At 76.4% G+C, this 14,674-nt stretch carries 7 protein-coding genes; 5 read left to right on the top strand and 2 right to left on the bottom strand.

Going from position 1 to position 14,674, the window contains the following annotated elements:
* Positions 1 to 120 precede the first annotated feature (120 nt).
* Together PV350_RS36635 and PV350_RS36630 are read right to left on the bottom strand one after the other, a co-directional pair.
* Entirely contained in the window at positions 121 to 1,515 is a 1,395-nt protein-coding gene (locus PV350_RS36635) for a tetratricopeptide repeat protein (RefSeq protein WP_500337820.1), read from the bottom strand.
* A 162-nt stretch (positions 1,516 to 1,677) separates the two neighbouring features.
* Entirely contained in the window at positions 1,678 to 2,400 is a 723-nt protein-coding gene (locus tag PV350_RS36630; protein WP_499515261.1) for a transporter substrate-binding domain-containing protein, read from the bottom strand.
* Positions 2,401 to 2,573: 173 nt separating this feature from the next.
* Between PV350_RS36630 and PV350_RS36625 the strand changes: the two genes are divergently transcribed.
* The 5 genes from PV350_RS36625 to PV350_RS36605 all read left to right on the top strand — a co-directional run.
* Complete coding sequence (locus PV350_RS36625; RefSeq protein WP_499515262.1) at positions 2,574 to 3,428, top strand: DUF4132 domain-containing protein; 855 nt, start codon at positions 2,574 to 2,576, stop codon at positions 3,426 to 3,428.
* Positions 3,425 to 8,404, top strand: coding sequence for a hypothetical protein (locus tag PV350_RS36620; protein ID WP_500337818.1), 4,980 nt, complete (start codon positions 3,425 to 3,427; stop codon positions 8,402 to 8,404). Before PV350_RS36625 ends, PV350_RS36620 begins: the two co-directional genes overlap by 4 nt.
* A complete protein-coding gene (locus tag PV350_RS36615) occupies positions 8,401 to 9,570 on the top strand; it encodes an ATP-binding protein (protein WP_499515264.1) in 1,170 nt (389 codons plus the stop codon). The genes PV350_RS36620 and PV350_RS36615 overlap by 4 nt, the downstream gene beginning before the upstream one ends.
* Positions 9,571 to 9,574: 4 nt before the next feature.
* Positions 9,575 to 13,261 carry a vWA domain-containing protein gene (locus PV350_RS36610; RefSeq protein ID WP_500337815.1) on the top strand — a complete coding sequence of 1,229 codons (3,687 nt, stop codon included), beginning with the start codon at positions 9,575 to 9,577 and terminating at the stop codon, positions 13,259 to 13,261.
* Positions 13,258 to 14,674: hypothetical protein (locus tag PV350_RS36605; RefSeq protein ID WP_500337814.1), on the top strand; the 1,417-nt coding region annotated here is incomplete at its 3' end. The genes PV350_RS36610 and PV350_RS36605, both read left to right, overlap by 4 nt.

Genomic DNA, 14,674 nt, shown 5'->3' with positions numbered 1-14,674 from the left:
ATTTTCCTTTTTCTTTCTGTACACATATTAGCTGTAGTTTTTCTTGTCTTTTTTTTTTTTTTATCGTCCTGCGGCCACTCTGTACTCATCGAGCCTTTTGTCCGGCCGCGTCAGGTGGTTTTAGAGACCAGGGACCCCCCCTCGCCCGTCGCGGAACGCCGTCCGCAACTCCCGCGGACCGGGGGAGACGTTCTCGCGCAGCACCTCGGCGGCGCTGGCGATCCGCACCGCCCCGCGGAAGGAGCGGCGGCGGGTGCGCAGGGCGGGACGGGGCCGCTCCATGGCCCACCACTGCCGCCAGTAGCGGCGTTCGCCGAGGTTGCGGCGGCCGGGGAGCCAGGTGCGGGCGTACCGGCGCAGGATGGCACGCCGCGACAGCCGCCTGAGCAGCAGCCGCAGGTGCTCCCGGGAACGGGGTTCGCGGCGCCTCGCCCGCTCGTCCCTGTGCACCGGGTAGCGGCTCTCCTCGGCGCGGGCGATGGAGAGCCGGTAGGCCGTCTCTATGTGCTCGGGCCACAGCTGGACGCAGTACTTGTAGATCTCCACGGCCTGCCGGATGTAGTCACCGGGCTCGGCGACACCGGGGAACTGGCTCATCAGCTCCAGGACGCCCGCCTGGTGCAGCCGGACGGTGAGGTTCCCCGGCACCAGCGCCGCGGCCTCCTCGAAGTGCTCCAGGGCCCGCTCGTGCCCGGCCCGTTCCCCGGCCACGTCCCGGCGCTTGTTCGCGGCCATCGCGTCCTCCTGCGCCTTGGTGCCCATGCGGTAGCAGCGGTACGCGTCGGGGTCGTCGCCCCAGCTCTCCCAGCGGGGGATGCGGTCCTGCGAGCGCGGGTCGGCCAGGATCTTGACGGTGCAGTAGCAGGCGACGCGTTCGTACAGCTCCCGGTCGGCGGCGCGCCTGCCGCCGTCCGCCGCGCCGGGCTCCGGCGCGCGGCCCTCCATGATGGTCGCGGCCACCACCGTGTTCTTCGGCATGTACAGGATCCGCACCGAGAAGCGGGTCGGCTGGTCGCCCGTCGACAGGCAGTGCAGCATCACGTGGTACGCCCGGGGACGGAAGAACGCCAGCCGCTTCATCACGTCCACCCAGCCGTGCGGGGAGGAGGCGGTCTCCGGCGCCGGATCGGGCCCGATGGTCGTGCCGCTGCCGGGGGTCAGGACGTTCGGGCCGAGCGCGTCGGCGGCCATGTGCTCCGTGATGTACGCGGCCAGTTCGGCCGTGGCCGCGGACTCGTGGCCGTGGTCGGGGCCGCCCGGGCCGGCGCCGTTGCCGCGGTGGCCGTTGCCGTGGCCGCCGAGCAGACCGCGGTCCTCGCACACCACCACGGGCAGCAGCCGGTTGCCGCGGTGGCGGCGCAGCAGCCCCGACCCGAGCCGTACCAGGCCGATGAACACGGCGACCGCGAAGATGCCGAGCACCCACACGGCGGTGCCCCCGGACTGCTCCCAGAACCCCTGGGGCCACGGGCCGCCGTCCCCGGCGGCCGCGGGCGCGGCGAACACCGTCCCCATGGCACATCCCCCCGTCACATCCCCCTTGTGCGCTCTTGTGGTGATCCCCGCAACCGGAGATCACCAAGCCCGTGCGGGGTGGCGAATCGTCGCACCGTCAACTTCCCCGCCCTCGGGGGTGTCGTGCGACACACGGGGGCGGATCGCGCCGAGGGGGTCCGGTCAGGCGGGCGGGGCGACCAGCGCGCCGGACTGCCCGGCCCGGCGCAGGGCCCGGGCGACGAACCCGTCCGCCTTCAGCTCCTCCACGACCTCGCGGAGGAAGGCCACGGACTCCGGCAGCCGGTCCACCGTCGTGCCGACGGCCTGCCGGATCTGCATGAACGCGCCCTCGACGAGCCGGAGGTCGGGGTGGCGGGCGACGTACTCGGCCATCGGCTGCCCGATCCCGGCCGCGACCTCCAGGCCCTCGGCGCGGAAGACGCCCACGCCCTCGTCCCCGCGGACGACGGTGGCGTGGCGCAGCGTGCGCGACAGGAAGAGGTCGTAGGCCGAACCGCGCTTCACGCCGATCCGGACACCCGCGCGGTCCACCTCGTCCACCGCGCCGACCTGCGAGTCGCGGGGCACGGCGAACACCCCCTCGATCACCACGTACGGCGCGGTGAAGGCGACCTCCGCCTCCCGGGCGGGCTCGACCGCGAGGAAGCAGATGTCGGCCCGACCCGACGCCATGGCCTCGAACGACGTGCGTGCCGCGTCGAAGCAGACCGGTTCCACCGGCACGTCCAGCCGTGCGCCCACCTCGCGCGCGATGTCGACGGTGACGCCGCCGGGGGACTGGGCGGTGCCGTGCGCCAGCACCGGGTTGCCCAGGTTGATCGACGCCCGCAGGACGCCCGTCGGCGCCAGGTCCCTCACGACGGCGGCAGTCACGGTGCTCATGGTGCGGAGTGTAGGCCCGCCCCCGCCGGTGGCCCGGCACGGACCCCGCCGACGTCTGCCTCCGCCCCGTTCCGGTTGTGGCCCGGCGCCTTGTCAACAGGGTGACGGGGGCTTTGTCAGTGGCCTCACCTAGTGTTCCGGTCACTTGATCACGGCGTTGCAGGGAGGCACGCATGGGGTGGGTCACGGCGGGCGACTACGAAGTCGCCCTCCACGAAGGGAAGGTCGTGTGCCGCAACGCGGCCGGCCGCCGGCTGAAGTCGGTGCCGGCCAAGCTGGCGGACGACCCGGCGGTGACGGGACTGCGGCAGCTCGCCGAATGGCTGGAACGGCACGAACGCCAATGCCTGGCCGACGTCGAGCGCTGGATGGTGCGTTCGCTGCCCGTGCCCCTCGCCGTGATCGGCCGGGTGTGGCCCGACCCGGCGTGGCGGGCGGCCCTGCGCGACCTCGTCGTCACCGGGGAGGACGGTCAGGTCGCCGGTTTCCTGCGGGACGCCGACACCGAGCGCGGCCTCGGCCTGGTCGACCTCGACGGCGACACCGTGCGCATCGCCCCGGACATGGTCCGCATCCCGCACCCCGTGCTCCTCGACGACCTGGAGGAGCTGCGGGAGTTCGCCGTCGAGCTGGGCGTGGAGCAGAGGGCGCAGCAGCTCTTCCGCGAGGTGTGGCAGCGGCCCGCCGGGCTCGACCCCGAGGGCACGCTCGTCGAGGAGTACGCGGGCGGCAGCTTCAAGGAGCTGCGCTTCCTGCACGGCCGCGCCACCTCCCTCGGCTACCGCGTGCGCGGCGGGCACAGCGTCTGCCCCGTTCTGGAGGACGGCCGCGCCGTCGAGGCCCGCATCTGGATCGGCGACTACGACGGCTGGAGCGAGACCGAGACCGGGTCCCTGTCCTGGACCGACACCGCCGGGAAGACCCTGACCTTCTCCCAGGTCGGCGCCGTCGCCTGGTCGGAGGGCATGCGCATGGCGGCCGCGCTCTACGCGGGACGCGACATCGAGGACGAGGAGCAGGCGGCATGACCACGTACGACCCCACCACCACGGCCGCGCTGCTCGACGCGGGCGCCGTGCTGCCACCCGGCACCAGCACCCGCGAGGACGCCGACAGCCTCACCGTCCGCACCTACACCCACCCCGTGCTGGACGACCGCCGCGTCGTCCGCCTCGTGCCCGGCACCCTCGGTGAGGCCGAGGACCTGGCCCTGGACTTCCTCGGCCTGACCCGCGAGGACGAGGCCCCCGAGGTCGGCCAGGTCCGCCGGGAGACCCTCGGGTTCCCCGCCTGGGCCCTGGTCAACGACCCGGCCAACGGCCACCACGCGCTCGCCCTGGTCAAGGACGTCGAGCGGCTCGCCCGGATGGCCAAGTCCCGCGCCGGCGCCGCCAAGGACGGCTTCGACGCGCTCGCCGAGCGCCTGGGCCGCGCGGTACCGCACTTCCTGCCCACCTTCCACGAGCAGGCGGCGCGCGTCTTCCTCCAGCACGAGAACACCACGTACGCCGCCGCCTTCTTCGGCAAGGCCCGCGCCGCCGAGCGCGTCCACGGCCTCGCCGTCGACGAGGACCGCCAGCGCGCCGTCTTCCTGGAGTTCGCCTTCGCCGGCGCCCTCACCGTCAAGGCCCTCAAAGAGCACGTCAAGGACCTCGCACGGCGGCTTGACCCCGCCGAGGCCTGGCGGCAGTTCCGGCAGCTGACGGTGGAGCGCTGCGCCGCCGGGATGCCCCCGTACGCGTCCCTGCCGCAGGACGCCCGCAGCCTGATCAAGGCAGCGGGCCTCGACCGGGTCACCGAGGAGTGCGCCCTCGTCGCCGACCTCGTCGCCTCGCCCGCCGTCGTCCGTGCCCCCGGCTCCTTCTGGACCGCCTACCGCGCCACCCTCGCCGTCCTCGCCGAGCGCGAACCGGCCGTCCGGGCCCGGCTGCTGGAGATCATGCCGGCCGGACTCGGCCGCGACGCCGAGGGCGACGGGTTCTGGCTCGCCCTGCTCGTCGAGACCGGTGCCGACACCCTGCTCACCGGCGAGGCGGGGGAGGCCGCGCGGGCCGTCGACGCGGCCGACTGGCTCAGCCGCTGGGCGAGTCACCGCAAGCACGGCTCCAGCGCCCCCGAACGCTCCGCGGCCACCCTCGACCTCGTCAGCCGTATGGCGCCCCGGCTGCGGGCCGACGGCAGGCCCGTCGACCTCTTCACGGGCCGCTGGCACCACGGCGCCGAACTCGACCTGCTCGACCTGTGCGCCGCCGAGCGCGTGCCGCTGTCCGTCCCCGCCGAGGACGTGACCGTGCACCTGCCGCTCCACCGCTGGCTGGAGACGGCCGACCCGGCCCGCCGCGACCTCGTCGCCACCGGTGCCGACCCGCGCTTGCGCCGTCTGCTGTACAAGGCCGTCGGCAGCCTCGGCGAGGACCGCGGACTGGCCGGCGTGCTGGAGGCCCTGGCCGGCCACCCCGTGCTCGGCGACGTCCTGCACGCATGGCTGGAGGAGGCCGCCGCGCAGTTCACCCGTGCCGCGGGCCTGCCCGCCGCCCGCAGCGCGATCAGCCGGCTGCGCCCGTTCCGTTCCGTCGCGGCCCGGGTCAACCCGCAGGCCGTGGCCCGGGTCGCCGCGCAGGAGATCGCGCCGCTGCTCGGCCGCACGCTGCGCGAGGGCATCCTCGACGAACTGGGCTGGCCCGCCCTCGACGAGGGCCTGCGCCTGCTCGACGCCGCGGTCGCCAAGAACAAGGACCACACCCTGGCCGTCGCCGAGGCCTGGCCCGCGCTGATCCTCGCCCGCGGGGACAAGGCCGTCGTCGTCGGGCCCGACAAGGTGCTGCTCGACCACGACCTGCGCATCCCCGTCGAACTCGACCGATGGAACCGCCCCCACTTCCGCTGGGCCGACGGCGAACTCCTCGTCATGTGGCGGCAGGACGACAAGCAGCTCGGCTACTGGTCCGCCCGGCCCGCCGAGGTGTTCACCCTCGGCGGCGAACAGCTCCCGCACTGGTGGCACGGCCACATCGCCGCCCCGTCCATCCCGCTGCCCGGCGGCGGCCGCGCCACCGGCGGCCGCACCCTGCACGCCGGAGACACCGTGGTGCCGGCCGGCCGCCCCGTCCTCGGCGACGGCACCGCGCTCTGGCGCCAGGGCAAGCAGGGCCGCCACGAGGTGTGGATGGAGTACGACCCGGCCTCCGGCACCCACGGGCGTGCCTCGCTGCCCGCCTTCCTCCGCTCCGGCATCCTCGACGGTGCACGGCTCAGCCAGGAGGACTGCGAGGTCCTGCCGCTGCAACCCGGGCTCGAGCGCAGCCCCTTCGGCACCGACGGCACCGTCCTCGGCCGCTGGGTCCGCGTCGAGGGCGAGGGCGGCGGGTCCCGCACCGTCGCCGGCACCCCGGACGGCCGTACCGTCGCCCTCCCCACCCGCAAGCAGGGGTGGGCGCGCCGCGTACCGCTCGGTGCGCTGCGGTTCCCCGGCGGGGCCGAGCCCGTCGTCGCGCTCACCCACCAGAAGGTGTCGCTGTACGCGGCGGGCGACGTCACCTGCGACGACGAGCTGGGCAGCGTGACCCTCACCGAGCAGGGCGGCGAGTTCGCCGCCGGCACCCGCTACGTACCGCCGCTCGCCTATTGGCATGCCCTGCGCGCCCGCGACGAGGGGGCCTCGGCGGTGCTGCGCGCCCTCACCGACGAGCAGGCAGCCGAAACGCTGCGCGCCGCCGCCCACGCCCTGGCGGAGCATCAGGCCGAGGTGAACAGGACGAAGAAGTACACCGGTCCCTCCGCGGAGACCGTCGCGCGGTCCGCCGTCGCCGCCGCCTTGCCGGCCCTCACGGACGAGCGGCTGCTCATCGGCGTCACCGCCCTCGTCCGGGGCACGCTGCGCCACGCCGAGTCCGTCGCCTCCTTCGTCGCCCCGCCCAGCGACAAGCCGCGGCAGTCGCTCCGGCGCACCCAGGACATGTTCGCCGACCACAAGCCGCTGCACGGCGACGACGGCACCCTGCGCACCGCCCTGGACGGCATCGCGGGCCGGCATGGCCACTGGTGGAGCAGCGGCCCCCAGTGGAGCGCCCTGCAGCAGATCCGGGCGGTCAACCACGTCCTGTCCGGCAAGGAGGCCGAGGGCAAGCCGCTGCCCGACCGGGAGGAACTGGGTGACCCGGGCGACGGCTGGCACAGCGACGAACACACCGTCCCCGGCATGGGCCTGGGGTGGCTGCCCGCCCTGTCCGTGCTACGGCCGCTCGCCTACCGGGCGGCGTCGCCCGCCGTCACGCAGGCCGCACGCGAGGCCCTCCTGCTGCTCTTCGACGCGATCACCGAGGGCCCGCTGGCGGTGCCCGGGAGCGGACTCCGCGAGATCGTCCTCGTGGAGAAGCACGGGAAGCAGCGGCGCGCCGGCCAGGTCCTGCGCAAGGACGGGCGCACCGTCGTGATCCTGGGTTGCGACAGCGTCGACGGCGACCGCGACCGCGTCCACTGGCTCGCCCTCGACCACGACCCCACCGGGGCGTTCGGCGCCGTCGCCCACTTCACCCTGCAGGACGAGACGGACCGCACGCCCGTCTTCCCCGCCGAGCGGCTCACCGCCGTCAGCCGCCTCATCCGCGACAAGGGCCCCGCGCCCTGGCGCCCCGACGCCCCCGCCGCGCTCGCGGCGGCGACCCGCGGCGCCCTCGGCCCCGTCCAGGCGACCCTGCTGCTCGCCGGGCGGCCGCAGGACCCGGACGCCGAAGCCCTCGCCCGCATCGACCTGAAAGCACGCCAGAAGAACCTCGGCGCGGGCCTGCTGAGCTCCCTCTCCGAGGACGACCACGCGGCCGTCCTCGGGGCCCTGCTGCCCGACGACCCCGCCGACCTGTGGGGCAGCGGCCCCGACACCGCCGCCGCCGGCCGGGTCTGGGAGCAGCGCCTCGGCTCCGTCGTCCGCCTGCCGGAGGACGTCGCCGCCGAACTCGCCGGAGTCACCACCGCGTCCGCCGAGGCCCTGCTCAACCCCGCGCTGACGCCCTGGCTGAGCCGCACCACCGTGCAACGCCCCGACAAGGACGGCAACCTCCTCCCCGCCGACCCCTCGGCCCTGCCCGGACGGCACGACATCACCGGTGCCGTCGCCGTGCTCGCCGGCCTCGCCTACGGACTGCCGTACGGGCATCCGCTGCGCGCCGCCCTCCCCGAGGGCCTGGCGGCGCTGCGGCGGCGGATCGCCGACCCGGGCCTGCTGGTCGACCTCGACATCGCCTGGACGGAGAAGGGCGGCCCCACCGCCGTCCAGATCCGCACGGCGTACGGGCTGCCCGCCGCCGGCGGCGCCGACGCCCACGGCCTGACCCACGCGGGCGACGCGCTCGTGCTCCGGCCCTGGTACGGCGACACCGAGACGGTGCTCGTCCGCCCGGCCGGGCTGACCGGGTCCGAGGACCCCGTCCTCGGGCTCGTCGAGGGCCTCGTCGGCCTGCGGGGCGGCGGCATCCAGGCGCTGCGCGCCGTGCTCGGCGACGACCTCGCCCGCGCCGTCGCGGCGGGCGGTGAGCCCGGCGCACCCGCCGGTCACGCCCAGGACCCCACGGTCTCCGTGCCCGCCCTGGTCACCGAGGTCGCCGCGGCCCACGGCCTGGGCGAGGACGCAGCCGCGCTCTACCTCCAGTTGCTCGCCCTGCCCGACCCCACGGACCGCAACTGCGCCCGCTGGACGGACTGGAAGCCCGCCCGCATGAAGAAGGCCCGCGCCGAACTGGCCGCGACCGGCCTCGTCGTCGAGGCCAGGCGCCCCCGAGCCGGCCGCACCCTCTTCCTGCCCTGCGGCTGGCGCGACCTCAAGGCGCCCGCCCTTCCCGTGGAGACCTGGAAGGAAGGCCTCTACCCGGTCGGCGACCACGCTCGCGTCGTGCCGCTGCTGCCCGTGCCCGAGCTGTTCGCCCGCGCCTGGGAACGCGTCCGCGCCGGCGACGCCCCCGGCTTTGAAGAACTCACCACCCGTGCCACCCGGAAGGGCCGCCGCCGATGACCACCACCGCTCCCGCACCCGTCGCGCGGCAGATCACCCCGCCCGAGGACCGGTACGCCACCGAACTCGCCTTCCTCGCCGCCCACGACGGCGGACCACGTCCGCCCGCCTGGCGGCTCACCCCGCGTGCCGTCGTCACCTTCGTGATGGGCAGCGACGGCCAGGCCCTGCGCCTGCCCGACGACGCCGAGGTCCCGGGGGGCGTACCGCGCCGCCTCGTCGTCGAGGGGAAGTTCGTCGGCGACCGCGCCCTGGTGGAACGGTGCGTCGTCACCCTCGCCGGGGAACGCGGCCTGCTCCTCGTCGGCGAGCCCGGCACCGCCAAGTCGATGCTGTCCGAGCTGCTGTCGGCCGCGATCTGCGGCACCAGCGGGCTCGTCGTCCAGGGCACCGCCGGCACCACCGAGGACCAGCTCAAGTACGGCTGGAACTACGCCCTGCTGCTCGCCCAGGGCCCCAGCCGGCAGGCGCTCGTCCCCTCACCCGTGCTCACCGCCATGTCGCGCGGCGCCATCGCTCGCGTCGAGGAGGTCACCCGCTGCCTGCCCGAGGTGCAGGACTCCCTGGTCTCCCTGCTCTCCGAACGCCGCATCGCCGTCCCCGAACTCGCGGGCGGCGACGACGCCCTGGCGCACGCGGCGCCCGGCTTCAACCTGATCGCCACCGCCAACCTCCGCGACAAGGGCGTCTCCGAGATGTCCGCCGCCCTCAAACGGCGCTTCAACTTCGAGACCGTCGGACCCATCGGCGACCTCGACGCCGAGACGGCGCTCGTGCGCAGCCAGTCCCGCGCCGCCGTCGAACGGGCCGGCGCCCCCTACGAGGTCGACGACGCCGTCCTGGAAGCCCTCGTCACCGCCTTCCGCGACCTGCGCGAGGGCCGCTCCGCCGAAGGCTGGGAGGTCGAACGGCCCTCCACGGTCATGAGCACCGCGGAGGCCGTCGCGGTCGCCGGCGCGCTCGGCCTGGCCGCGGCGTACTTCCCCGGTGACCGGGACGTGCTCGGCCTGCTGCCCGGCCACCTCCTCGGCGTCGTGCGCAAGGACGACCCGGCCGACGCCGCCCGGCTGCTCGGCTACTGGGACGGCCCCGTGCGGCGGCGCGCCGAGCAGGGCTCCCCGACCTGGCGCACCCTGTGGGAGCTGCGCGCCGTCCTGGAAGGCTGAGCCCGTGTCCCTCACCCCGGACGAGGCCGTCACGGTCCTCACCGACCCGGCGGCGCCCTACCTCGTCGGCGTACGGCACCACGCCCCGTCGCTGGCGGCCGCGCTGCCCGCCCTGCTCGACGGGGCGAAGCCCGACGTGCTGCTCGTCGAACTCCCCGGCGAGATGCAGGAGTGGCTGCCCTGGCTCGCCCACGAGGACACCCGGGCCCCCGTCGCCCTCGCCGCTGCCCCTGGCGACGGGGGCGCCGGTCCCGCCTTCTACCCCTTCGCCGACTTCTCGCCCGAACTCGCCGCCGTCCGCTGGGCGGCGCGGGGCGGTGTCCCCGTCGTCGCCTGCGACCTGCCGCTCGCCGACCGCGCCTGGGACGCCGGACGCACGACGGCCACGCCGGGCGACTCCGGTCCCGGGCTGCAGGGGGCCCTGCGCGCCCGGCTCACCGGCCGCCCCGGCGACGACCTGTGGGACCGTCTCGTCGAGGCCTCCGCCCCGGGCTCACCGCCCGAAGCGCTGCGCCGCGCCGCCCTCCTGACGGGATGGGCGCTGCGCCGGGACGCCGCCGAGGGCGCGGGCGTCCCCGTACTCGACCTGCGCCGCGAGCAGTGGATGCGGGCCCGCATCGCGGAGGCCACCGCGGACGGCCGTCGCGCGGCCGTCGTCGTCGGCGCCTTCCACGCGCCCGCCCTGGTCCCCGCCGACGCGTGGCCGGAGGGCACCGCCCCCGTGGAAGGCCCGGAGGCGGCGCCCGCACCCGAGGGCGGCACGACCTGGACGACCTCCCTGATCCCCTACGCGTACCCGCTGCTGGACGAACGCTCCGGCTATCCGGCGGGCATCCGCGACCCCGAGTGGCAGCACATGGTGCTGGAGGCGGCCGGCGACCCCGCCGCCCTCTACGAGGCGCTCACCCGCGCCGCCGTCCGCATCTGCGCCGAACTGCGCGCCCAGGGCCACCCGTCGGGCCCGGCCGACGCGCGCGAGATCAGCCGGCTCGCCGGTGACCTCTCCCGGCTGCGCGGGCTGCCCGCGGCCGGCCGCGGGGAACTCGTGGAGGCGGTGCAGACCGTGCTGGCCCAGGGCGAGCCGTACGGCCGCGGACGGGCCGTGGCGCGCGCCATGGAACGGGTGCTGGTCGGCACCCGCGGCGGACGCCCCGCACCGGACGCGCCCCGCAGCGGCCTGGCCCCCGCCGTCGAGGCGGAACTGGCCGCACTGGGCCTGCCCGCCCCCGGTCCGGACTCAGGTGCCCCGGCCGAGGCGCGGGACCTGCGCCTGGATCCGCTCCGCTCCGAGCTCGACCGCCGCCGCGAACTCCTGCTGCGCAGGCTGTCGGTGTGCGGCGTGCCCTACGCCGAGCCGAAGGACGTCACGGGCGCGGCCGGCACCGAGGGCCTCACCACCCGCTGGGAGGCCCGCTGGACACCCGCCACCGCGGCCATGCTCACCGCGGCCGGGGTCCGTGGCGTCACCGCCTCCCAGGCCGCCGAGGGCGTGCTGCGCGAACGCCGCCGCCAGGAGACGGACGAGGGTGGCCCCACCGCGGCGCAGACCCTCGCAGGACTGGCCCGGGCCGCGGAGTGCGGGCTGCCCGGGCTCGCCGGGGAACGTCTCGCCGAGACCGCCGACGTGCTCCCCGCCTCCGGCACCCTCCCCGAACTCCTCGCGGGACTCGCCCTGCTGGATCGCGTCCGGGCCGGCCACATCGCCGGCCTCGGCGCCGACGAGGCCCGCACCGCCCGCGCCACCGCCGTCGCCGAGCTGCTCACCGCGGCGGCGGTCCGTCAGGTCGACGGCCTGACCGGGTCCGAGGACCCCGCCGACGCACACGCGCTGCTCGAACTCGCCCACCGCGCAGACCTCCTGGGTGGCGTCCGGCTCACCGACGCCCTCGCCCGGCTCGCCGCGGACGGCTCCCCACTGATGCGCGGTGCGGCGGGTGCCGTCAGGGTCCTCCTCGGCCAGGAGGCGCCCGAGACCCTCGGCGCCCGCGTCGCCTCCTGGGTCGACGCGGCGGGCGACCCCGACTCCCGCGCCGCCCTCACCGCCCGGCTGACCGGGCTGCTGACGGCGGCCGGCCCGCTGCTCGAGGCGGCCGCCGCCGCCCTGGAACCCCTGCTCGACCGCGTCCGCGACCTGCCCGACCAGGCCTTCCTGTCACGGCTCCCGGCTCTGCGCGGCGGCTTCGACACCCTCAGCCCGGCCGCCCGCGACCGCCTCCTTGCGGCCGTCGAGGAACGTCTGGACGCCGACGGCATCGCCGACACCGCGGGCGTCGACCCCGTCGCCCTCGCCACCTGGACCCGCGCCGACCTGGCCGCCCGCGCGACCCTGGGCCGGCTCGGCCTGCTCTCGCACCAGACGCCCGAGGCGGCACCAACGGCCGCCACGGCAGCGGCAGTCCCGGCGGAGCCGGGCGCCGCGCCCGAGCAGGCCGCCGATGCGGCCGGCCGGGAGGACGACCCCACCGGCCCAGCGGCCGCAGGTGCGGGCCCCGCCGACGCGGCGTCGCCGGGCACGCAGCAGCCCGCCACCACCCCCGGCGCACCGGGCGAAGCCCCCGTCGTCGCGGCCCGCACCCTCGCGCCCGCCGACCGGTGGCGCCTCGTGCTGGGCCGCCGCGGCGACCGGCTGCCGCCTTCCGCCGGGGCCCTGGCCACCGCGCTGGACGAGCTGTACGGCAACGGCCGGGGCGAGGGCAGCCGCGGCGACCTCGGCGGGCACGGCGGTGGCCGTGGTGGCCGTGGTGGCCGCGAGGCGCCCTACCCCGGGGTGCGCGAGTGGTCCGAGGAACTGGCGGCGCTGTTCGGGCCCGGCATCCGCGAGGAGGTCCTGGCGGCCGCCGCCGCGTCCGGCCGCAAGGACGTGGTGGCCGAACTCGACCCCGGCAGCGTGCGCCCCTCCGTCGACCTGCTGCGCACCGTCCTGCGGCACGCGGGCGGGCTGCCGGAGGCCCGGCTGGCCGCGCTGCGCCCCCTCGTACGGCGCCTGGTCGAGGCCCTCACCCGCCAACTCGCCACACGGCTGCGCCCGGCGCTGCACGGGACCGCGCTCCCGCGCCCCAGCCGGCGCCCCGGGGGCGGCCTCGACCTGGCCCGTACGCTGCGCGCCAACCTGGCCACCGCACGCCGCGGTCCCGACGGCACCGTCCAGGTGATCCCGGAGCGGCCGGTGTTCCGCGCCCGGGCCCAGCGGGCCGCGGACTGGCGGCTGATCCTGGTGACCGACGTGTCGGGGTCCATGGAGGCCTCCACGATCTGGGCCGCGCTCACCGCCTCCGTCCTGGCCGGGGTGCCCACCCTGTCCACGCACTTCCTCGCGTTCTCCACCGAGGTCATCGACCTCACCGACCACGTGGCGGACCCGCTCTCCCTCCTCCTGGAGGTGAGCGTCGGCGGCGGCACCCACATCGCCGCCGGACTCCGCCACGCCCGCGAACTGGTGACCGTGCCCTCGCGCACCCTCGTCGTGGTCGTCAGCGACTTCGAGGAGGGGTATCCGCTCGGCGGCCTCCTGGCCGAGGTCCGCGCCCTGGTCGGGGCAGGCTGCCACGTCCTGGGCTGCGCCAGCCTGGACGACGCCGGGCGCCCCCGTTACTCCACGGGCGTCGCCGGACAGCTCGTTGCCGCGGGCATGCCCGTCGCCGCCCTCAGCCCCCTCGAACTCGCCCGCTGGGTAGGGGAGAAGATCACATGAGCCAGCAACTCCCCCCGGTCGCACCGGCCGTGACCGCGGAACTCGTCGGGGTGCTTTCGCCCCGGCTGCGCAAGCGCCTCGACGCCGGAGTGGCCAAGCTCGCGGCCCGCCCGGTCGTCGTCGACGGCGACACCGTGCGGATCGCCGTGGACGAGGACACCGACCTGGAACTGCACGCTCCCGGCGGCACGGTGACCCGGGCGGAGGACGTGCGCTGCGGCTGCCTGCTCGCCCCCGACTGCCTGCACCGCGCCGCGGCCGCCTCGGCCGCACCCGTCGCCGAGGCGACCGGGCCGACCGCCGAGGGAGCCCCATCGCAGGCCCCCGGGGAGGCGGGGCCCGCGCCCGAGAGCGCCACCCCGCAGCAACACGCCGCCGCCGACACCCTGCGCGCCGCGGGCGCCGCCGTCCTCGACGCGGGCATCGACGGCTCCGGCGCCGTCGTCCAGGCCGAACTGCTGCGGGCCGCGCACTCCGCCCGGCTGGGCGGGCTGCCCCGCGCCGCCGCGGCGGCCGTCTCCGTCGTCACCCGGCTGCGCGCCGCCCGCGCCGCCGACCCCGGGCACCGCCTCGCCGACCTGGCCGCCGCGCTGCGCGAACTCCTCGGCACCGCCCACCGGGTCCCGTACGCCACCGGCCCCGAACTGGCCACCGTGCGCGGCACCGCGCGACAGCCGTACACCCCGGACGGCTCACTGCGCCTGTACGGCCTGTTCTCGGAGCCCGTCCTCACCGCGAGCGGCTACGCGGGCGCCGTCACCTGGACGGCGGACGCCGACGGCCGCCTCTACACCGTCTCCGACGTCGCGCCCGGCGGCCCCGGCCGCGCCACGGGCGCCGCCGACCGGGCCGTGCGCATCGGCGACACCGCCCTCAGCCACCGCGAACTGTCCCGCGCGGGCCTCGCCGTGTCCGGAGCGACGGTCTCGCCCACCGGCAGACTCGGCGCGGGAGCCGCCGTCCGCGCCGTACGGGCCCCCGGCGCCGCCTGGACGGCCGAACCCCTGGACCGCCTGTGGCGGGTGCCCGTCGCCGAACAGGCGGTGCGCGCCCTCACCACCGGCGACGGCCTGCTCTTCCTCGACGTCACCCTGATCGGCACCGTCCGCGAGGCCGGCGGCGACTGCCTGCTCGCCGAATGCGACGGCCTGACGCTCCGGCTCGCCGCCGCGCACGACCACCCGGCGCTGCCCCACCGCGACAACCTGCGGCTGCTCGCGGGCGCGCCGGGCACCCCTCTGCGCGTCATCGCCCGGCTCGACCCGGCCCCTCACCCGCGCGCGCTGCTGCTGGCCACCAGTCATCCGGCCGATCCCGAGGCCCGTGTGGACACCGGTCTCGACCGCCTGCAGCGCGCCGACCTCCCCGCCGCCCAACCCCCGGTCCAGGGGGGCAACCCGCGCAACCCGCGCC

This window comes from Streptomyces sp. PA03-6a, from assembly GCF_033792765.1.
Taxonomy (GTDB): domain Bacteria; phylum Actinomycetota; class Actinomycetes; order Streptomycetales; family Streptomycetaceae; genus Actinacidiphila.
This window is presented reverse-complemented; position numbering and strand designations above follow the sequence as displayed.